General features: G+C 35.0%; 14 protein-coding genes. 4 read left to right on the top strand and 10 right to left on the bottom strand.

Translation table 11 applies throughout. The features are described from left to right. Window positions 1-2: 2 nt before the first annotated feature. From LNP22_RS06390 to LNP22_RS06375, 4 genes are all read right to left on the bottom strand, one after another. Window positions 3-2,195 carry a peptidase domain-containing ABC transporter gene (locus tag LNP22_RS06390; protein WP_229975827.1) on the bottom strand — a complete coding sequence of 731 codons (2,193 nt, stop codon included), beginning with the start codon at window positions 2,193-2,195 and terminating at the stop codon, window positions 3-5. A 562-nt stretch (window positions 2,196-2,757) separates the two neighbouring features. After that, complete coding sequence (locus LNP22_RS06385) at window positions 2,758-3,519, bottom strand: SGNH/GDSL hydrolase family protein (RefSeq protein WP_229975826.1); 762 nt, start codon at window positions 3,517-3,519, stop codon at window positions 2,758-2,760. A gap of 67 nt (window positions 3,520-3,586) precedes the next feature. After that, window positions 3,587-4,369: a DUF3050 domain-containing protein gene (locus tag LNP22_RS06380; RefSeq protein WP_210666712.1), complete on the bottom strand. Its 783-nt coding sequence runs from the start codon at window positions 4,367-4,369 to the stop codon at window positions 3,587-3,589. Window positions 4,370-4,456: 87 nt separating this feature from the next. Further along, window positions 4,457-5,635, bottom strand: a complete 1,179-nt coding sequence (locus tag LNP22_RS06375) for an acyl-CoA dehydrogenase family protein (protein WP_229975825.1) — start codon at window positions 5,633-5,635, stop codon at window positions 4,457-4,459. A 165-nt stretch (window positions 5,636-5,800) separates the two neighbouring features. On the opposite strand from LNP22_RS06375, the gene LNP22_RS06370 reads away from it, so the two are divergent. Then, window positions 5,801-7,546 (top strand): AraC family transcriptional regulator, encoded by a 1,746-nt coding sequence (locus tag LNP22_RS06370; RefSeq protein WP_229975824.1) that lies wholly within the window; start codon window positions 5,801-5,803, stop codon window positions 7,544-7,546. Window positions 7,547-7,571: 25 nt separating this feature from the next. Here LNP22_RS06370 and LNP22_RS06365 read toward each other — a convergent pair whose 3' ends face one another. Next, complete coding sequence (locus LNP22_RS06365) at window positions 7,572-7,715, bottom strand: rSAM-modified peptide (RefSeq protein WP_210666709.1); 144 nt, start codon at window positions 7,713-7,715, stop codon at window positions 7,572-7,574. A gap of 225 nt (window positions 7,716-7,940) precedes the next feature. Here LNP22_RS06365 and LNP22_RS06360 point away from each other — a divergent pair, with 225 nt between their 5' ends. Continuing rightward, window positions 7,941-9,533 carry a vitamin K epoxide reductase family protein gene (locus tag LNP22_RS06360; RefSeq protein ID WP_229975823.1) on the top strand — a complete coding sequence of 531 codons (1,593 nt, stop codon included), beginning with the start codon at window positions 7,941-7,943 and terminating at the stop codon, window positions 9,531-9,533. A gap of 616 nt (window positions 9,534-10,149) precedes the next feature. Here LNP22_RS06360 and LNP22_RS06355 read toward each other — a convergent pair. Next, the gene (locus LNP22_RS06355; protein WP_229975822.1) at window positions 10,150-10,701 is read right to left on the bottom strand and encodes a hypothetical protein; all 552 of its coding nucleotides are present in this window, start codon (window positions 10,699-10,701) and stop codon (window positions 10,150-10,152) included. A 115-nt stretch (window positions 10,702-10,816) separates the two neighbouring features. Between LNP22_RS06355 and LNP22_RS06350 the strand changes: the two genes are divergently transcribed. Both LNP22_RS06350 and odhB read left to right on the top strand, forming a co-directional pair. After that, complete coding sequence (locus LNP22_RS06350) at window positions 10,817-13,588, top strand: 2-oxoglutarate dehydrogenase E1 component (RefSeq protein ID WP_229975821.1); 2,772 nt, start codon at window positions 10,817-10,819, stop codon at window positions 13,586-13,588. A gap of 87 nt (window positions 13,589-13,675) precedes the next feature. Then, entirely contained in the window at window positions 13,676-14,917 is a 1,242-nt protein-coding gene (gene odhB / locus LNP22_RS06345) for a 2-oxoglutarate dehydrogenase complex dihydrolipoyllysine-residue succinyltransferase (protein WP_229975820.1), read from the top strand. Between the two features lie 94 nt (window positions 14,918-15,011). On the opposite strand, the gene LNP22_RS06340 is transcribed toward odhB, so the two are convergent. From LNP22_RS06340 to LNP22_RS06325, 4 genes are all read right to left on the bottom strand, one after another. Then, complete coding sequence (locus LNP22_RS06340) at window positions 15,012-15,449, bottom strand: retropepsin-like aspartic protease (RefSeq protein ID WP_229975819.1); 438 nt, start codon at window positions 15,447-15,449, stop codon at window positions 15,012-15,014. Then, window positions 15,446-18,070: a CHAT domain-containing protein gene (locus tag LNP22_RS06335; protein ID WP_229975818.1), complete on the bottom strand. Its 2,625-nt coding sequence runs from the start codon at window positions 18,068-18,070 to the stop codon at window positions 15,446-15,448. Before LNP22_RS06335 ends, LNP22_RS06340 begins: the two co-directional genes overlap by 4 nt. 55 nt (window positions 18,071-18,125) lie before the next feature. Further along, complete coding sequence (locus LNP22_RS06330; protein ID WP_229975817.1) at window positions 18,126-20,078, bottom strand: DUF7849 domain-containing protein; 1,953 nt, start codon at window positions 20,076-20,078, stop codon at window positions 18,126-18,128. A 205-nt stretch (window positions 20,079-20,283) separates the two neighbouring features. After that, on the bottom strand, window positions 20,284-21,267 hold the full coding sequence (locus LNP22_RS06325) for a hypothetical protein (RefSeq protein WP_229975816.1): 984 nt from the start codon (window positions 21,265-21,267) through the stop codon (window positions 20,284-20,286). Window positions 21,268-21,349: the final 82 nt, after the last annotated feature.

Below are 21,349 nucleotides of genomic sequence, written 5' to 3'. Positions count from 1 at the left end.
AATTAATTTCCTAATTGTAATTGATTTCGAACCAATTCAAAATAATTTCCTTTTTCTTCTACCAATGTCTTATGGCTTCCTATTTCGATAATTTTACCCTTATCCAAAACCACAATTTGATCGGCATTCATTACCGTGCTCAATCGATGCGCTATTACAATAACGGTTTTATCCTTAAAGAAAATATCTAATTTTCGCATGATTTCTTTCTCGTTGTTGGCATCTAATGCCGATGTTGCTTCATCAAAAAACAAAATTTCCGGATTTTTATAAACTGCTCTGGCAATTAACAATCGTTGCTTCTGCCCTGTACTCATCCCCAAACCTTCAGAACCAATTTTGGTGTTATAACCAAGAGGCAATTCGCTTATGTATTCTTTTATATTAGCGACATCGGCAGCATATACCAGCTTTTCTTTATCTACTTTGTCTACCCCTATCGCAATATTGTTTGCAATAGTATCGCTAAAAATAAATCCTTCCTGCATGACAGCTCCAATGTTGGATCGCCATGCTTTTTGCGAAATATTTTTAAGTTGGGTGTTACCAATATTGACTTCTCCTTTTTCGGGTTCATAAAACTTGAGCAACAATTTCATCAAAGTAGTTTTACCGCTTCCGCTAACGCCTACTATTGCGGTAACTTTATTGGCGGGTATTCTCAAATTTAAATCCTGCAAAACAGGAATATCAGATCCTAAATAACGATAAGAAAGGTTTTTTATCGTAATATCAGCGTTATACGGAACATCATTGGTTTGATGCATTTCTTGTTGTGTTTCGTCTTCCTTATCATGAATTTCGGATAATCTCGCCAAAGATATTTTGGCATCTTGCAGCTCTCGGACAAACTCAATAAGTTGTGTAATTGGACCGTTTAAACTACCCACGATCGAACTTATGGCCAACATCATCCCGAGTGTGATCGAACCATCAATAACCAATTTTGCCGATAAAAATATGATAAAAATATTCTTTAATTCGTTGATCACAGAGGAACCTATCGTTTGTGCTTGCTCCAAAACCAATCCTTTTATAGAAACTCTAAACAATCTTGCCTGCACATACTCCCAGCCCCAGCGTTTTTGTTTCTCAGCGTTGTGCAACTTGATTTCCTGCATGCCGTTTATGAGTTCCATCACCTTGCTTTGCTCGCTTGACACCTCAGCAAAACGCTTGTAATCTAAAACTTCTCTTCTTTTAAGAAATAATGTAATCCAGCCAAAGTACAAGAGACTCCCTGCAAAAAATACAAAAAATATCTTTATATTATAATACGCCAAAACGCCCCCCATAATCACCATATTAATCACAGAAAACAAAACATTCAGTGATGATGTCGTCAGAATTCGTTCGATTCTGCGGTGATCGTTGATGCGTTGCATGATATCACCCGTCATTCGAACATCAAAAAAGGAGATGGGCAAATTCATCAATTTAATAAAGAAATCTGAAATAAGCGAAATATTTATGCGGGTAGAAAGATGCAATAAAATCCAGCTTCGTATCAATTCTAAACCTGTTCTTCCCGCAAATAAAAACAATTGTGCAAAAAGAATTAAATATATAAAATGAATGTTTTGATTTTGAATCCCAACATCGACAATGCTTTGGGTTAGAAACGGAAAAATAAGCTGCAACAAACTACTCGCTAACAAGCCAATACTCAACTGCACCAAAAAAGATTTGTACCGTAAAACATATTGCGCTAACATGCCAAAACCTAATCCCTTGTTGTCTTCTTTATCAAATTCTGACTGAAAAAACTGTGGAGTAGCTTCCATCAACAAGGCAATTCCTTCCTGAGTGGTGTCGTCTGCATTATTTCCTATCCAGAATTTAAGGAACTCTTTTTTATTATATTCAATTAATCCAAAAGCTGGATCAGAAATATAATAAATGCCTTTTTTTATTTTATAAAGTACCACATAATGATCATTGTTCCAGTGCAGAACACATGGCAAGGGTGCATCTTCGAGTCTTTCGAGACTTAATTTTACGCCTAATGTTCTAAAACCAATTTTCTCGGCGGCTTCACTCAAAAAAAGCAAATTACTGCCTTCTCGTGTGGTCTCGCTAAAATCTCTTAACTCCTGAATATGAATCGTTTTTCCAAAATGCCTGGCAATTATTTTTAAACATGTAGGGCCGCAATCTTTAGAATCAGCTTGGATGTAGTTAGGAAAAATTTTCAATTTCGATTATTTTTTTGTTTACTATATGCGCTATAATTTCCTTTGTGATGTTGAATATACTAACAAAAAGCAAATGTAAAGTTAGGATATAATTCTCTTTACTTTACCCTCAATTTGCACAAATAGGTCAATTATAATCAATTTCAGGAAAAATACATCTATTAAAAAAGAAAAGTTATTACACTGCATCCAAATCAATTACTCGTTGATAAAATTTAACGGGAGTCAACAAAACTAAATTACTAGTTCACGAAATCACGTTTGGATTTTGTTTTTGAAAGAAGCGAAAGGATTTACAATTGAGGACTTCTTGTGAAGTAAAACTAAAACAGCTTCGTAATGATCATCTTTATTTGTAGTATACTGTATCGAATTATTGAAAGCACAAATTAATAAGTAGCCATTTCCAGTCAAGATGCCAAAGGTCTGCAAAATACCAAAACGTCTGGATCAGCCCCGATAGAAGCGACATCCTCTTGTGGCGGGGTTCGTCATAAGAGATACAGCGAATAGCGGGACAGGTGTTGTTCTGGAAACAAAACTGCTGCTCCTAAAAAAAAGATTAGTCCTGCAACGCAATTTTTACTTTTGGCAACATGCGCTCTACAAACAGGGTATAAGCAGATTTTGAAGGATGCAAACCATCTGAGGCTACTAAACTGGGAATTTCGATGCCTTTTCTGGTGATGTCGGTGATGGAGGCAAAAACTACTCCGTTGGCGATGCAATAATTTTCTGCAAACTTATTGTAAGCGTCTATTTCTTCTGAAATTTTATTTTTTCCAGCAGCATCGTAAAGGGTGCTGTAAGGTGTGTAGGCATAATCGGGAATAGAAATGACCACTACATTTTTTTTGTCTCCTTTGGCCAAGGTTATTGCTTTGGTCACGAGTTCTGGAAATTCTTTCTGGTAGACCGAGAAATTGATGCTTTGGTACTGATTATTGACTCCGATTAATAACGTAACCAAGTCATAATTGGGTGTGAGATTTTGTGTATTTAGTGCCGAAATTAAGCTGGAAGTTGTCCAGCCTGTGGTAGCGATAACTTTTAATGAAAAGCTGGCACCAGGATAAACCGAACTAAGACTTGATTTGAGCTGTTCTGGAAAACGACATGTTTCGCAAACACTTTGACCAATGGTATAACTGTCGCCCAAAGCCAAATAATGGATATTGCCCACAATTGGAGTTACAGGATTGGGCTGTATGATAACAGGCGGCGTGACCTGCGGTATGGTCTCTGAGGACATTTCCTCGGAGTTACAGCTAAAAAGCAGTAGGGAGAATAAAAACACAACTATTTGTTTGGACTGTATTTTCATAATGTATAGCGATTATATTATGGGACATTCTAAACAAATAGTTACGTTAAAAAAGTAACAGCGGTTTTTAAGCCATTTCGGCTTTCATCACAATCTGCTCTTCGATAGAGTTCCAGAGTCCAATGCGTCTTTCTAAAGCGAGAATTGAAATTTCTTCAACTTCTTTCCACTTTTGTGCATCATTCTCACACAAATCATTGATCATTTGCATTGCCATAGGACCGTGCTCATCGGCATCCAATTCGATATGTCTTTCAAAATAATAAAGCAATTTGCTTAAATTTATTTCAGGTAAGTTTTTCTGGAAGTTTTTTAGGATCGCCGTAAACATACTCGGAATTAAATCTTCTCTTCCGAAAGTAAAAGCAGCTGCAATTTGATGTGGTTTTCCTTCTTCGATTACTCTAAAAGTAAAATCAAGAAAAGCTTTTACATCCGGATGCAGATTACTTTGTTTGATAGCGACAAAAATATTATGAAGCGAATTTACCTCGGCCAAAAAGTTATTGATTCCCGATGTGTCGGCACCACAATCTTCCATTGCCTCGAGATACATTTCGTAATGGCTTTGTCTTCTTCCGTCTATTGTAAGGTCTGTTTCTTCGGCAAGAACGATTTCATTAATCAAATATCTTGTCTGCGGATTTTTGGTCGCAAACCACGGTGTTGTAGTACAAGTAAGTTTGGCTTGCAATGCTTTTAATAAAGACATAAAATCCCAAACGGCAAATACATGACTTTCTAAAAAGCGATGCAAATCGTCTATATTTTGAATTTTATTGTATAATGAATGTTGTAGAAGTTGCTCTTTTTGAGGTTGAATGCTGGTATTGATGGCTTCAATATTCATGTGTGTAATTTTTATGCAAATATAAAAAGCTTCTTGATAACAAGAAGCTTTTTATATTGATTTTGTATATCGGCTAATAGTTGCCTGCTATTTAAAAGCTGGAATGCCCGTTACATCCATTCCTGTAATAAGCAAATGAATATCATGAGTTCCTTCGTAGGTAATAACACTCTCCAGATTCATCATGTGGCGCATGATCGAATATTCGCCTGTAATTCCCATACCGCCTAGCATCTGACGTGCTTCTCGCGCGATATGAATGGCCATATCTACATTGTTTCTTTTTGCCATAGAAATCTGTGCCGTAGTTGCTTTTCCTTCGTTTCTTAAAACACCCAGACGCCATGTTAGCAATTGTGCTTTGGTGATTTCGGTGATCATTTCGGCCAGTTTTTTTTGTTGCAATTGTGTACCGCCAATTGGTTTCCCGAACTGAACTCTTTCTTTTGCATAACGCAAAGCGGTATCGTAACAATCCATAGCAGCACCAATGGCTCCCCATGCAATTCCGTAACGAGCCGAATCCAGACAACCCAGCGGCGCTCCTAATCCTGACTTATTTGGTAATAAATTTTCTTTAGGCACTTTTACATTGTCAAAAATCAATTCGCCGGTAGACGAAGCTCGAAGTGACCATTTATTGTGCGTTTCTGGAGTTGTAAAACCTTCCATACCGCGTTCTACAATTAATCCGTGTATTCTACCTTCTTCATTTTTGGCCCAAACTACTGCAATATCTGCAAAAGGAGCATTTGAGATCCACATTTTAGCACCATTTAAAAGATAATGATCGCCCATGTCTTTAAAATTGGTAATCATACTTCCTGGGTCAGAACCATGGTCTGGTTCGGTCAAGCCAAAACAGCCCATGAATTCTCCTGTTGCCAATTTTGGCAAATATTTCATTCTTTGTTCTTCGTTTCCATATTTCCATATCGGGTACATTACCAAAGAAGACTGCACCGATGATGTTGATCTTACACCAGAATCACCGCGCTCGATTTCCTGCATAATGAGTCCGTATGAAATTTGATCTAGCCCTGCTCCTCCATATTCTACAGGAATATAAGGGCCAAAACCACCTATTTCTCCAAGTCCTTTTATAATTTGTTTTGGAAATTCTGCCTTTTGAGCGTACTCTTCTATAATGGGTGAAACTTCTCTTTTTACCCATGCACGAGCCGATTCGCGAACTAATTTATGTTCTTCTGATAATAAATCGTCGAGGTTATAGTAATCTGGCGCTTGAAATAAGTCTGGTTTCATTTTTTCTAGTTTTTAGAAAACAAATTTACGGAATAAAAATATAACAAAATATACTTAAATTGTTATATTTTTTATAAGAGATCAAAAATTTAAATAAAATAAGAAGCATTAATTCTAGCTTTTTGGTTATTTATAAGCTAAATTTGAGTTTCCAAAACAAATTGAATGAGGTTTACCATCTCTATTTTGCTTCTTTTTATCTTAAATAGTGTTTTTGCTCAACAAAAGAATGTTTTGAGCCAGGAAGAGTATATCCAATTGCAAGCAAAGATCAGACTGAGCGCCAACTCTAACATTGACAGCTCTTTTATATATGCCAAGCAGCTCGCCAAATCCAATAACAATAAGCATTTGGCTTTTGCTACTGCTGCCATGTCTTATTTATACCAACTCAAAGGAAAACCGGAAAAATCAAAAGAAAACTACATTTTGGCTTTTAAGTATTTGGATAAGATGCCAGATTCTAATGATAAAATACAGCTAAAATCCTATATATATAATTATGGAGGATTAAGTGAATGGAAAAGAGGTAATTTTGGGAAAGCTTTAGAAATTTTTCATACCGGAATGAAGCTCTCGGTAGCACTGCAAGATATTATTCAGATCGCCAAGTTTAAAGGCAATATTGCATTGATCAACGACAAAGTTGGCAATTATCAACTGGCAATAAAAAATTTACGCCAGTTAAATGATTTTGTAGATCAAAACGAAAACGTTTATAACAAAGAGCAATTTTTAAACATTAAAAGCAATACCAATCTTACTTTAGGTTCTTCGTATGAAAGTTATTTTATGAAGAATAAAAATAAAAGATTCCTGCTCGATTCTGCGGAGTATTTTTATAAAAAAACAGTTTACTATTCTGAGCTTTTTACAGATAATAAAATGGTCGCTAAACTTAGCTTAGGTAATATTTATAGCATAAAAAGCGATTATGCCAATGCAGAAAAAATTTATTACGATATTATTATTTTTGCCCAGCAGAATAAGCTTCAGGACGATTTATGCGTTGCCAACTATAACCTTGGGGATTTTTATTTTGTTCAGAAAAAATACCGTAAAGCATTGGTGTTTTTTAAAAAAACCGATTCGATTGCAGCTTTATCTAAGGCCAATGAAATAGATTTTCTAAAATCAAATTATTATCAGGCAAAAATTTACAACATCCTAAAAGAGCCCGAACTCGCTTATAAGCATTCTAAAATTTATCTCAATAATTACGAAAAATTCGAAACCAAACTTGATCATGATGTGTTAGAGGTAAATTTAAAACTAGGACTTAATGATCTTGATGCTGAGATGCTTCTTATTGAGGAAAAATACAAATATGATGTCTTATGGAATAAAATTTTAAAGGCATTTTACGGAGTATTAGTTGTTGGTATCATTTTTTTATTGATAAAAAACAGAAAAGATAAAATCAAAGCGCGCAAAAAAATGAATGCCTTGATTGAAGAATTTAAAATCAACCTCGAAAAGAAAAACAATCCAGAACCAGAATTAGCCGTACCTGAAGCGATAGAGGACAGCCCAATTAAAAAGGACGTTGTCAACTTAACTTTGGATGAGGCTAAAGAAAATAGGATTGTAGAAAAATTATTAGCCCTCGAAAATAAACTGGAATACCTAAACGCCGATTTTACGTTACCTTATGTAGCCAAAAAAATCAAAACAAATACTACCTATTTATCGTATGTGGTGAACAAAAGATTCGGAAAATCATTTGGAGAATATTCTAACGAATTGAAGATAAATTATGTAATCAATGAAATGATTACCAATCACATGTATCGAAAATATTCTACACAAGCCATCGCAGAAAGTGTAGGCTTTAAGAATGCCGTTTCTTTTGCAAAATCATTTCGCAAAAGAACTGGAGTATCTCCAGCTCAATTTGCGAATAATATCTAACTAGAATTTTATTTGTATTAAATTCTTAGTTGTTTCCATTACCACCGGTTTTTCCCGGATCAGATCCCGAATTTGGATTTGCCCCATCTCCTCCACGGACTGTTTTTTGCTGATTTTTTGATAATTTTTCGCTTTTGAAATCTTCTAATTTAAATGTTGAAATTGACATAATTTTACGTTTTGTGGTTAGCACTATTTCAAAACTAGACAAAAAGCAAAGCCTTTAATCAAGAATGGGGTTTCGGGCGTTTTACACAATCAATAAAAATCGTAATCTTTTTAAAATCAAATATTTAATTGCTAATACTGTACTTATATAATTTATAAATTGTATGATCTATTATTAATAAAAAGTGTGATTGGAGCATCGTTTTTCAAATAAAAACCCCAATATTTGTCTTATTATTTCGATTATAATAGTTCAAAAGTGATGGTTAAAATTGTTCAAAAATATCTTCAAATCAATAAGTATTCAAACCTAAAAAATGAGTTTGAAGACTTGTTTCTATCGCACCCAAATTATCCTAGTTTGTTTGCGATAACAGACTCTTTAGATTTGTTGTCAATTGAGAACGCAGCGGTAAGAATTTCGAAAGAACAGATACTTGATTTACCAAAATCATTTTTAGCTTATTACAAACAAGAATTGACTTTGGTCGAAAAAAACAAGAAAAACGTAAGAATTTATTCGGACAAAGAAGGCATTCAAAAAATATCGTACGAAGAATTTTTAACTGGTTGGGACGGCGTAATTGTCGCTATCGAAGAGAATAAATTGTTACTAAATGAAGAATCTTCGATTGGTTTTAAATGGCTAAAATATGCATTGCCAGTATTCTTGTTAGCTGGATTATCTTTTGTTTACAATCACTACAACACTTTTAGCATTGCTTTTTTAATTACATCCTTATTAGGGTTCGCATTTAGTGTTCTTATCGTAGATAAAAAAATAGGTTTAAGTCCTAATTTAAATTCAAGATTCTGCAATCTAGGTTCGGCGATTTCGTGTGATTCGGTGATACGATCCGATTTACGAAGAATCAACAAATGGATCAGTTTTACCGATTTACCGCTGATTTTTTTCAGCTCAAGTTTGTTGTCCATTTTGTTATTACCATTTGAATCAGCTGTTTTCGTAGGGTTCTTAAGTTTACTTTCTATACCTATTATTGTATTGTCTGTGTGGATTCAGAAATTTGAAATTAGAAAATGGTGCACACTTTGTCTTATTGTATCTTTTTTGATCGTTTCGCAAAGTATTGTCTGGTTTACCTCCAGCAACTTTACATTGGTCTTTAGTACATCAAATGTTTTTCCTTTTCTGTTTTCTTTCGTTTTATTATTGACGATTTGGCTTGGGATAAAATCTATTCTTAAAAACAGAATCACCAACGAGGTTTCTCTTAACGAATTGAAAAAATTCAAGCGAAACTATTCCGTACTGAATTTCTTATCGCAAAGAATCCCTAAAATAGATGGATTTTCAGATTTAAGAGGTTTGCAGTTTGGGAATAAAAAAGCAAGTATCAATCTTTCGATCATTATAAGTCCGAGTTGTACACATTGCCATAAAACTTTTCAGGAAGCATTCGACTTGGTTTTGAAATTTCCGGATAAAATATTTTTGAATGTTTTATTTAATGTCAATCCGGAAAACAATGAAAATCCGTTTAAGACAGTGGTAGAAAGATTACTGATGATTTATAGATCGACCCCTGGAAAAACGGTTGAGGCGATTTCTGACTGGCACATTAAAAAAATGGAACTAGACAAATGGCTAAAAAAATGGTCTATCGATGGCACAAGCGCGATGATCACACAGGAGATCAACAAACAATATGAGTGGTGCCAGAAAAATAACTTTAATTACACTCCGGTAAAAATTGTTAATGAAAAAGTTTTTCCGAACGAATACGATATTAGTGAGCTTAAATATTTTTTAAACGATTTTGCCGAAGAAATTCATGTTTTAGAAAGAACAGCATAAATAGAATTGTAATAAAAAAACACGAGCGAATAATCTCGAGTGATAAAAAAAAGCTTTAATTAAAAAACTATAATTATGATACAAAATATACTAACCCTAGAAGATGCTGAAGAATTAACAGTAAGTGAGCAAAAAAGCATTCAAGGTACTTATTTGCACGTTTGTACTGGATAGTATATTGTACAAGTCTTAACATAAGAGGATGTATAATAAAAATGTAGCGCTTTTTCAATCTATTGAAAAAGACTAAATATAACGAATACAAGAAGTTGACAATTTGCCTTATTTAAAATTTAGTCATGTTTTTTTTAATTTGTAGGCGCTCAATAATGAAAAAAGTTGAGCACATTCCGATATTGATGGTTGATATTGGAATTCTCAGGAAAATGGTTACTGCGTTAAGCACTAATTTAGTAGGTTTAACCAGTACCATATCCTAGAGGAAATTATTTTGAAGATAAAATCTAAAAAATACTTAAAAGAGAGGAAAACAATTTCTCTCTTTTTTTGTTTAAAAAAACTCCGTTTTACTTTTTTGAAAAATATTGAACAACCAGAGCTAACTTAGAAGAAAATAAAACAATAATTAATAATCCCTTTCTAAAACTTAACCAGGCTAGAAATAAACCCTGACAAATGGCATAAATGCTGACCCGTAAAGACTTTTTTTGTCATTATACAAAACATCGTAGCGAGCTCCAACAGTAACGCCTCCGTTTCGGTAACCCGCTCCGAGATATAAAGCAGTGTTCCAATAATTATCCGAAAACGCGGGCCTTACATTATTTGCTTTGTAATCTGTATTTACGCGCACCTGCTCTAATTCTGCAGACAATTGAAGTTCCGGAATAGGATTTACAAGCGTAACCAAACTTCCTCCATAAACAAAAGAATTATAATAATTTTTTGATGCTAAATAACCAAATTGCAATCCGGCACCAACTGCAATAATCTCATTTACATTATAGATAGCACTTGGCATGACAGAAATATCCGTGTAGCCAGAACCTATCCCTAACCCAAGACCTCCACCAAATTGCACTTTATCCCAGAAATTACTACGATTATCAAAACTCTCTTTTTCCTGAGCAATTGCAAAACTTGAAACCAAGAGTATTAAAATCACAAAAAAGGATTTGAAAACGATTGAGATTTGATTTTTCTTCATTGTTACATCAATTTTTAACAAATTTTTACGTAAAAGTAAACAAAAAAAAGATTTAAATAATATCGATTGTTGTACTTTTGCCATTCTATTTAACAAAAGTATATTCAAAAATATTATGGATAGGTTTTCATTTTTAAATGCAGCGCATACAGAGTTTTTTGCACAATTATACGATCAATATACAGTAAATCCAGACAGCGTTGAGCCTAGCTGGAGAAGTTTTTTTCAAGGTTTTGACTTTGGAATGACTACTTATAATGACGAACACCCTGTACAACAAATAGTTGAATTTGCTGCCAATACTACAGATTATAGTTTAGTTTCGGAAAAATTACAAAAAGAATTCAATGTCCTAAAATTAATTGATGGCTACCGTTCGCGTGGTCATTTGTTTACAAAAACAAATCCAGTTCGCGACCGTAGAGTTTCTTCTCCTTCTTTGGATATAGAAAATTTTGGTTTGTCAGCTGCTGATTTATCAACAGTTTTTGATGCTGCCAAAGTTATTGGAGTTGCGCCTTGCTCTCTACAGGACATCGTGATACGTCTTCAATCTATCTATTGCCAGCACATTGGTATTGAATACATGTACATCAGAAATCCTAGTGTCGTAAAATGGATTCAGGATAAACTAGCAGTAAATGTTAATCAGCCGAATTTCTCTGCTGAAGAAAAGAAAACCATCTTAAACAAATTAAATCAAGCCGTTTCTTTCGAGAACTTTTTACATACGAAATACGTAGGTCAAAAACGATTTTCATTAGAAGGTGGAGAATCTATTATTCCTGCTTTGGATGCCTTGATCGAAAAAGCAGCCGAAAAAGGTGTTGAACAATTTGTAATGGGAATGGCGCACCGCGGGCGTTTGAACGTTTTGGCAAATATTTTTGGCAAATCAACTCAGGACATCTTCGGAGAGTTTGACGGAAAAGATTACGATCAGGAATATTTTGATGGTGACGTAAAATACCACTTAGGACTTACTGCTGACAAAAAAACAAGAACCGGAAAGAATATCAATATCAATTTGGCACCAAACCCATCTCACTTAGAGACCGTTGGAGCCGTAATTGAAGGTATAACCCGAGCCAAACAAGACAAATATTATGCTGATGATTTCTCAAAAGTATTACCTATCGCTGTACACGGTGATGCCGCAATTGCAGGTCAGGGTATCTTGTACGAAATTATTCAAATGGCTCAGCTTGACGGATACAAAACTGGAGGTACCATTCATATTGTGATCAACAATCAGGTTGGATTTACAACCAATTATTTAGACGCTCGTTCTTCTACTTACTGTACAGACGTTGCAAAAGTTACGCTTTCGCCGGTATTACACGTAAATGCAGATGATGCCGAAGCTGTAGTTCACGCCATTTCTTTTGCCTTAGATTACAGAATGGAATTTGGCCGTGACGTATTTATCGATTTATTAGGATATAGAAAATACGGTCATAACGAAGGTGATGAGCCTCGTTTTACCCAACCGGTTTTATATAAAATTATAGCAAAACATAAAAATCCAAGAGATATTTATGCTGAGAAATTATTGTCTGATGGCATAATTGATGCTAGTTATGTAAATGCTTTAGAAAAAGAATACAAATCTTTAATGGAGGAGAATTTAGAAGCTTCCCGTAAAAAAGATTTGACGATTATAACACCATTCATGAAAAACGAATGGGAAGGATTTGTTCAGGTAACCGATACACAAATGCTTCAAAAAGTAGATACAACTTTTGATAAAAAAGGCTTAGATTCTATTATAAATACAATCTCAACTTTACCATCAGATAAAAAATTCATCAATAAAATAACTAAAATTGTTACCGACAGAAAAGCCGGATACGATAACAATACCGTTGACTGGGGAACTGCAGAAACATTAGCTTATGGTTCTCTTTTGACCGAAGGATTTGATATTCGTATTTCAGGTCAGGACGTAGAGCGTGGTACATTCTCTCATCGTCATGCTGTGGTAAAAGTGGAAGATTCTGAAGAAGAAGTAATTTTATTGAATGGTATCGAAAACAAAAAAGGAAAATTCGGAGTATTCAATTCACTTTTGTCTGAATACGGAGTTCTTGGTTTTGATTATGGATATGCCTTGGCTAACCCAAAGGCATTGACAATTTGGGAAGCACAATTCGGAGATTTCTCTAATGGTGCACAAATTATGATCGACCAGTACATTTCGTGTGGGGAAGACAAATGGAACAATCAAAACGGAATTGTTTTATTATTGCCTCACGGTTACGAAGGCCAGGGAGCAGAACACTCTTCTGCCAGAATGGAGCGTTACCTACAGCTTTGTGCAAGACAAAATATGTATGTTGCCGATTGTACAACGCCTGCGAACTTTTTTCACTTGTTAAGAAGACAAATGAAGACCAATTTCCGCAAACCTTTGATCGTTTTCTCTCCAAAAAGTTTATTGCGTGACCCAAGATGTGTCTCTACAGTAGAAGAATTGGCAACCGGAAGTTTCCAAGAAACAATTGATGACAATGCAGTAGACAAAAAAGCAGTAAAAACTTTAGTTTTTGTTACAGGTAAATTCTACTACGACATTGTTGCCGAAAGAGAAAACAATGGTAGAAAAGACGTTGCAGTTGTTCGTATCGAACAATTATTTCCGTTGCCAGTTGAGCAATTAAAAGCGATTATCGCGCAATATCCAAATGCCGACGATTATGTTTGGGCACAGGAAGAACCTAAAAACATGGGAGCCTACAGCTTTATGTTAATGAACTTTGATCTTGTAAAATGGAGATTGGCTTCATTAAAAGCTTATGCTGCACCGGCATCAGGAAGTTACACACGTGCAAAACGCCGTCATGCCGATGCCATTAGAATGGTATTCGATAAAGATTTATTTAGATAAAAAAGAATTGTTTCAAGTTTAAAGTTTCAGGTTTAATGTTAAGCAACTTGAAACTTTAAACAAATTAAACTTTAAACAAAGAAGAAGATGATTTTAGAAATGAAAGTCCCATCACCAGGGGAATCAATAAAAGAAGTTGAAATTGCAACTTGGTTAGTAAAAGACGGAGATTATGTAGAAAAAGATCAAGCTATTGCTGAAGTTGATTCAGACAAAGCAACTCTTGAGTTACCAGCAGAAGCAAGCGGAATCATTACGCTAAAAGCAGAAGAAGGCGATGCAGTAGCAGTAGGTGCAGTAGTTTGCTTAATTGATACAGGTGCAGCAAAACCAGCAGGAGATGCTCCGGCAGCTGAAGCTCCAAAAGCAGAAACACCGAAAGCAGAGGCTGCAAAGGCCGAAGTAAAAACAGAAGCTCCAAAAGCAGCGCCAGCAGCAGCAACAACTTATGCATCTGGCACTCCTTCTCCGGCAGCAAGAAAAATATTAGACGAAAAAAATATAGCGCCAACAACTGTTTCAGGAACGGGCAAAGATGGAAGAATTACTAAAGAAGATGCTTTAAATGCAGTACCTTCAATGGGAACCCCAACTGGTGGAAACCGTGGTTCTGAGCGTACAAAACTTTCAATGTTGCGTCGTAAAGTAGCAGAAAGATTAGTTGCTGCTAAAAACGAAACAGCCATGTTAACGACTTTCAACGAAGTTAACATGACGCCAATTAACTTGATTCGTAACGAGTACAAAGATGCTTTCAAAGCTAAACATGGTGGTCTTGGTCTAGGTTTCATGTCTTTCTTTACAAAAGCTGTAACCAGAGCATTGCAATTATATCCAGACGTCAACTCAATGATGGATGGCGACTACAAAGTATCATACGATTTTGCAGATATCTCTATCGCAGTTTCAGGACCAAAAGGTTTAATGGTTCCTGTAGTACGTAATGCCGAAAACTTAACTTTCCGTGGAATTGAAGCTGAAATTAAAAGATTAGCATTAAGAGCACGTGATGGTCAAATCACAGTTGATGATATGACAGGTGGAACATTTACAATTACTAACGGAGGTGTTTTTGGAAGTATGTTGTCTACACCAATTATTAACCCACCGCAATCAGGAATCTTAGGAATGCACAACATTATTGAGCGACCGATTGCTGTAAATGGTAAAGTAGAAATTCACCCAATGATGTACTTAGCGCTTTCTTACGACCACAGAATTATCGACGGACGTGAGTCAGTTGGTTTCTTGGTTGCTGTAAAAGAAGCTTTAGAAAACCCAGTAGAATTATTGATGAATGGTGATGCTAAAAAAGCTTTAGAACTATAGTTTTAAAATAATTTATAATATTAAAAATCCCAAAATCCAATTATAAGGAGTTTGGGATTTTTTATTTTGCTCAGAAACCACGTTTTGAAATGTATTATTTAAGGTACAAATAATGATTATAATAATCAATAATTGCCTTTCCTTCCATCAAAACATCGGCGCCAATAATGCCATGCACGGCTTTTGCTTTGTATTGCTGCAAGGCTTCATTGACATGTGAAAGGTCAAAAATAACGAGACTAAAATCGTCGTTTTTCCAAGAACCGATCTGCAAAAAATTATGTTTCGAAATTTGAGTATCCATTCCTGTTCCTCCTGCTCCTGCGGCTTTGGTTTCAGAGTTTTTTGTGGTCAGTTCAAAACGTTCAATGCTTTCGTAGCCTACACAGGAATTGGAAGCGCCCGTATCCAAAATAAAATTACCCAACACATTATTGATTTTTATTTTTATTAATAAATGCTGTGTTTTGATGATTTTGAATTTTATTTTTTTATACTTTTCTTTTTTCAGAATTTCGTGTAAGTCTTTCATTTTCGATAGCGATTGAATATCAAAAATAAACCAATTAGTCCCAAAAAACTAAGAAAGTAAACAATATAATTTGTTGGTTTTTCGGGAGGCGAAATAGTACCGTAATACACAAAAGCACTCCAATAATAAGGTGATTTTTTGGCGTTTGTAATGTCGGGATTATTCAAAAAATCATGTTTGACATTGGCATTTGCTTCAAAATAAGATTGGTTATTTTTAATGTTTTGATAAAAATCATCCATAAAAACAGCCGTTGTATAATCGTTTACTTTCCATAACGAAAACAATAAATTTTGGGCTCCTGCCAACTGAAACCCTCTTGCAATGCTCATCGCGCCTTCGGCTTTGTAGAGCTTTCCAATTCCGGTTTCGCAAGCACTTAAAACGACTAAATCTGGCTTTATAGTAAGTCCATATAATTCAGAGTAGAGAATTTCGCGATCATAAAATTTGATGCTGGCAGGTGTTTCGATATCGCCCGAAGAAGCATGAGTACTTAAATGTAAAATAGCATATTGGGCAGCATTATTTTTAAAATTAGCATACGTTGCAGCGCTATTTTCTAAATATTTCCCTTGAAAATTAACCCTTATCGATTGTAGTTCTTTTTTAGAATACGTCAATTCAAAATTGGTATCTTCGAAAATAGGAAAAACACCTAAAATGCTTTTTTCATTGGATGAAAGAGAACTGGAATTCAAGTAAAAACTGGCCGAATTGTTGTAGGCTATATTGAAATCATTGAGGAAATAATGCATTTTAGCAAAATTGATTGTATTGGATTCCTCGGTAATCAACGCTTCAAAAGGCACAAAATTTAAGATACCGTCTGGAACAATGATGAGGTTTTTGTAATTGTTTTTTTTGGGCAATTTTAGTACATCATATGCAATCTTACCATATTTATTATATCCTGAAATATCATTATTGATCGAATTTGAATCATTAAAATAATCAATAAATTGCACGATTTTCGGAATAGCAGTATGAGTAATATTGATATAATTTAAAGCTATTTTTTGGTCCTCAAGTGTAAAAAAATACATCTTTTCGTTGCCCATAAAGTAATAAATCATAAAAGCTTTTTGTTTTTCTAACTTAGATAACAACGCTTCTGTATCAATTTTTTTGGCATCTAAATAATCTTTTTCAAATTGTATTTTCTTTAGCGAAAGCATGACTTCATTTTGCTTTCTAATTGCTTTGTTAATAATCTCAATACTAGCCAAACTTCCTTTTTGTTGCTCTTTTACAATTTCGTTATTAAGGTTTTGAAGCTGTCTCAAAAGCGATTTTTCTTCTGAAGAAGCTGTTTTAACAGTCGCAAGATAATCTTTCAGGATACCTGATTTAGTCTTTTCTGCCAACTCAAAAGCCCTTAACAAATAGGAAGTCTTTTTCTCTTTAAAATACAAATTTTCATAAATCGAAATACATTTTTCGGTACGGTTTCTGGCCCGTAATTGGGTGATAATTTTAGCATTTTCATACACCATTATATTCATGAGTAAATCTTCGATATAAAAAGAAAGTTCAAATGCTTCAAGCGCTTTTTTAGGCTTATTTTGTTTCAAAAAAATCTCGGCCTGAAGATCAATCGCATCCATCAAAAGGGTTTCGGGATACAAATCATTTGTATATGGCAACGTGTTTTTTGCTGTAGTATAATTTGGAAGTAAAATAGACAATATTGTTTTGATTTGCTCGTCACTTTCTCGGTATTTTTTTTGATCAAAAAGCAATACTGCTTTATCATAATAGAGTTTTGTTTTTTTTCGAATTGGCGGATTCTGAATTTCTAAAAATAATTTTTCCGCTTCTTCAAAATAACGATTTGCTACATCAAATTGTTGCCGTTGACGATAGAGAGAAGCTAAATTTCGATACGAATTAGAAAGCGTTTCAGATTGATTTTTTTCGTCTTTCAAATATTGTATTGAGGCATTAAAAGCCTTTTCTGCCTTGTCATCAGAATTTCGAATCAGTAGGATATTCTTTGAACTTAGTAAATAAGCATTCCCTAAATTATTCGACAAAACCCCTTTTTGAATAGTCGATAATTTTTCTGTTTTCAAAGTGTTTTCCAGCAACTCAATCGCCTGATTGTTTTTTCCTGAACTTTGATAGACATTTGATAAATTTAAAATCGCTGCAAATTTTTGACCCGCAGCATCAGGATAATCTGGAGTTGTATTTACTATAAAAAAATACTGCTTTATAGTGTTCTCAGCACTGTCATAGTCTCCTAAAATGGTGTATAAATTGCCCAGAGGTTTCAGGCAATACTCAATGATATCATATCCCTGAAGCTTCTTTTTTTGGTACAATTGCCAGGCTTTTTCGTAACTTTTTATGGACGAACTGGTCTGACCCAATTGATTTTCATAGTAGGCTTTGTTGCAGTTTAAAACCACAATAGCCAGCCATTCTTCTTTGGTTTTTGATTTCGAATTTTTCCAGAAATTGGCTTCTGCAGCTGAAAGTTTCTGCAAACTTTGCATGTTTGGATTTGCAACAAAAACATCAATTGCCCGATATATTGCCTCTTCCGGATTTACATCTTTTTGTCCGAATAAAATCAGAGTAAAAAAGAAGAAAAAATAACAATATCGTTTTGTCATCAGGATTTTATTTCAAAAAAATTAAAATAATTTTGTCTATCGCTGCGCAAGACTATTAAAACCTCCATATTCCGTACAATTGAATATAATTAAAATTTTGCTCCAAATTCATTACATATCGGGCTCCAAAACTGGGTCCGATTCGGGAAAAACCAGCCGTGAGATCCAACAGAAGTCCTGCATTATAACTAGTAAAAGAATTTTTAAAAGAACTAGATTGGGTTCTGGTATTTATTAAAAACCTAGAATCTGCTCCTTCAAAATTTTCAATTTTTATCGTTTGATCATTCTCTTCCGAAACATTTACGTTCGCCTGTATTCCTGCACCAATACCAAAATAATTATTGATGTTGTATCGAATTAGAATCGGGATTTCCCAATTGACATTTTTGTTTTCTGCACTGATTGTAGTACGTTGCAATTGTTTTACACCGTTTGGGTTAACGACAATTTCATCCGTTACACTGGCTTTACTTTCATACTTATTGAGGGCATTAAGCCATTCGACCTGCCAATAAAACCGGTACGATTTGAAAGGAGAAATCGTAGCGCCCACAAAATAACTCGTCGCTTTTTCTAAATCTGAGTAGATATTGTAACCCGCCTTAGCTCCTATCGAAATACCCGGCAAAAATCGTGTCGTAGCATAATTGGTAATAATGGGCTCATTTTTATCAAAAATAATTGCCGTTCTGCTTTTGGTTTTTACTTTATGAAAATCTTCATTAAACTTCATAGAATAACGTACAAAACCTTTGGTACTGTCAATTTCTTTGACATTTTTCTGATTACTTCCGGGCAAATAGATGTTTTTGAAAGTAAAGAAAATTTGTTTTTGCTTGATAATTGTGTCCAGGCAACTTATAGTAGGCACCTCATCTTTTGGACAAATAGGGCACTCGGGATACATACTCTCTATTTGAAACGTTTTTTTGTCAAACATATCCGGAATATCGGTTTCTAAACGAATCATTCTGGCGGGACCTTCGCCATTGTTCTGAAAACGGGTTTTGAATTTTACTCTCTTAAAACGCACCAATCTATAATTGATAAAACTTCCGTTAGAGCCCATTTTATTGGGATCGTGAGAGGTTACAATTTCCATTTCGAGATTCTTGATTTTATGATTTTTAAAACTTCTGTTCGGTACAAAAATCCCACGCATAGTAACGGTTGCGCTGGTGTCTTTTATCATTTCTGGAGTAGTTTTGAAAGTATAAAAAATATTGCGCGTTTCACCGGGATCGGCATTGTCAAAATCCAGAATCGAGACATTTTTATAAAGACTGTTCGCTTCTGCCAGACTGGCTTCTAAATCTTCTTCGGTGGTCGTATTTTTATATTTTTTGCTTTTAAAAGTATTTTCGGCAGAAGCCAAATACGTTTTAGACTCATCAAGATCGGTTGCGCTTGCAAGCGTATTTTCTTTTACTTCGTACTCGCCTGCATAGGTTCTGAAATCAAGAAGTTTGAAATTATTATTTTTGAATTGTTTCTCGTTATAAAACAGATATAATTTTCCGCTGGCTACATAATTTTCCAGATTCTGATAACTCAGCACAACTACCATTTCCTGATCCGGAATGGGATCGCAGTTTTTTTGAATCGCAAATCCGTTTTGGTCTGCTATGGAAGCAATGTCCTGATACAAATCATTTTCTATTTCGTTTACCGCAACTTTTTTTGGTCGTGTCGCAGGAGGTTTGCCGTTATCATAATTGTTGGTAACGGTCAGGCGGGCGGTATAGGTTCCTTTTTTTTTGTAAACATGTTTAGGTTCTGCCTGTTTACTGTAATGGCCGTCGCCGAGTTCCCACAGGTAAGAATAACTAGGTTTTGGGGCTCCTGCAATCGGGATTAAAGGCGGTGTTTCGGGCTTAAAAGTTACCGCATTGGCTTTTTGATTGTAGGTAATATTGGCTCTTCGGGTTATGGTATCTTTTACTTTTGCTTGCGAAAACACCATTACTGATGAGAGACACATAAAGTAGTACAATAGTTTTTTCATAGTCGAGGAGTTTTTAGCCCTGATGGAAGCGGCATCTCCCGATTTAGAAAAACAAGGCTTTTTAGCCGTAGTTTTTATTTATCGGGAATACAGCGGACAGCAGGATTAGCTTCTGAAATTTATAAAAAAGAATCTCAAATTATTTTTAAATGTAAAAAAAAGTGATGAGCAAATCATCACTTTTTCCTGAAAAGTATTTTGTAAGTTACTGAATAGCATTGATAGCCGCTACCAATTGCGCTTCGCTGCCCACTGTTGTTTCTGCCAAAGTAAAGCTATAAGTGCTGCCCGCTGCGATCGTAACCGCTTTGATTGCGTAACGCCATTGACCACTTTCTTCGGTTGCAAAAATAATGTGACAAGCCAATCCTACCGGAATTTGTCCGTAATGCTCGCTAAATAAACCTGCTGTTGTATAGGTGTCTAATTTTGCCAAAGCATTTTGACCTTCGCCATCGTAAGACAAGTAAATTGCACAATTGTTGTTATCGTAGCCCTCTGGAGCATCTACCAGAATAGTCGTTTTTGGTCGTGGATCACTATAAAATTTATCAACGTTTGTCCAGCCGAAGTTTCCAAAAGTTACATAATAATTGTTTCCTTCGCCTTGCACACCACCTTTTCCGCCAGTTCCGTCTGCATTTGGATTAGCTTCTCTCCAAACCAGATTTTCCGGGTCTTCTACATTTCCAAACCACAAAGTCATTTCGTTGTCTAACCCATTTGTCAACGCTGTAGGAACCAAAAGATTAATATTGCACGAGGTTGCCAATTCTTGTCCGCCTTGTGTGGCTTTGATAAAAAATTCACCACCAGAAATAAGCAAGTTTTTCTTTCCGTCAGCGGTTAAACCCATTGTTGGTTTGTTGGTCACCAACATGTTTCCTTTGTCAAAAAGTTCGATGTATTCAATAGTAACGGCACCTGTTACAGGAACTCCTACTTTTGTTAAGCAGTTACCATTGATGTTAATTTTTACGCCTTTGGCCGAAGTTAAAGAAATGGTTCCCGTTCCCGCAGTCGCCGTAAACTTTTGAGTTCTTGTCTCGATAGCAATATTTCTTACATTGGCAAATGCTGTAGCAGATGGTGGTGTTACAATAATATCGTCGCCGTCTGAATTATCGCAACTTACAAATGAGGCTATGGCTAAGAATAATAATCCGATTTTTTTAAAATTTGTGTTCATGATTTCTAGTTTTAAATAGTTATATAGTAATAGATGTTTTTAGTTTTATAATTGTTACCCCTTTTTTTAATTTTTTTTTGAA

The sequence above is a fragment of the Flavobacterium flavipigmentatum genome (assembly GCF_020911905.1).
Classification (GTDB): domain Bacteria; phylum Bacteroidota; class Bacteroidia; order Flavobacteriales; family Flavobacteriaceae; genus Flavobacterium; species Flavobacterium flavipigmentatum.
This window is presented reverse-complemented; position numbering and strand designations above follow the sequence as displayed.

What these genes read in the sequence shown, in the direction of transcription:
- LNP22_RS06385 (WP_229975826.1), bottom strand. Translation starts at nt 3,519, where the DNA reads ATGAAAATACAGTCCAAACAAATAGTTGTGTTTTTATTCTCCCTACTG.
- LNP22_RS06380 (WP_210666712.1), bottom strand. Translation starts at nt 4,369, where the DNA reads ATGAATATTGAAGCCATCAATACCAGCATTCAACCTCAAAAAGAGCAA.
- LNP22_RS06375 (WP_229975825.1), bottom strand. Translation starts at nt 5,635, where the DNA reads ATGAAACCAGACTTATTTCAAGCGCCAGATTACTATAACCTCGACGAT.
- LNP22_RS06370 (WP_229975824.1), top strand. Translation starts at nt 5,801, where the DNA reads ATGAGGTTTACCATCTCTATTTTGCTTCTTTTTATCTTAAATAGTGTT.
- LNP22_RS06365 (WP_210666709.1), bottom strand. Translation starts at nt 7,715, where the DNA reads ATGTCAATTTCAACATTTAAATTAGAAGATTTCAAAAGCGAAAAATTA.
- LNP22_RS06355 (WP_229975822.1), bottom strand. Translation starts at nt 10,701, where the DNA reads ATGAAGAAAAATCAAATCTCAATCGTTTTCAAATCCTTTTTTGTGATT.
- LNP22_RS06350 (WP_229975821.1), top strand. Translation starts at nt 10,817, where the DNA reads ATGGATAGGTTTTCATTTTTAAATGCAGCGCATACAGAGTTTTTTGCA.
- odhB (WP_229975820.1), top strand. Translation starts at nt 13,676, where the DNA reads ATGATTTTAGAAATGAAAGTCCCATCACCAGGGGAATCAATAAAAGAA.
- LNP22_RS06340 (WP_229975819.1), bottom strand. Translation starts at nt 15,449, where the DNA reads ATGAAAGACTTACACGAAATTCTGAAAAAAGAAAAGTATAAAAAAATA.
- LNP22_RS06335 (WP_229975818.1), bottom strand. Translation starts at nt 18,070, where the DNA reads ATGACAAAACGATATTGTTATTTTTTCTTCTTTTTTACTCTGATTTTA.
- LNP22_RS06330 (WP_229975817.1), bottom strand. Translation starts at nt 20,078, where the DNA reads ATGAAAAAACTATTGTACTACTTTATGTGTCTCTCATCAGTAATGGTG.
- LNP22_RS06325 (WP_229975816.1), bottom strand. Translation starts at nt 21,267, where the DNA reads ATGAACACAAATTTTAAAAAAATCGGATTATTATTCTTAGCCATAGCC.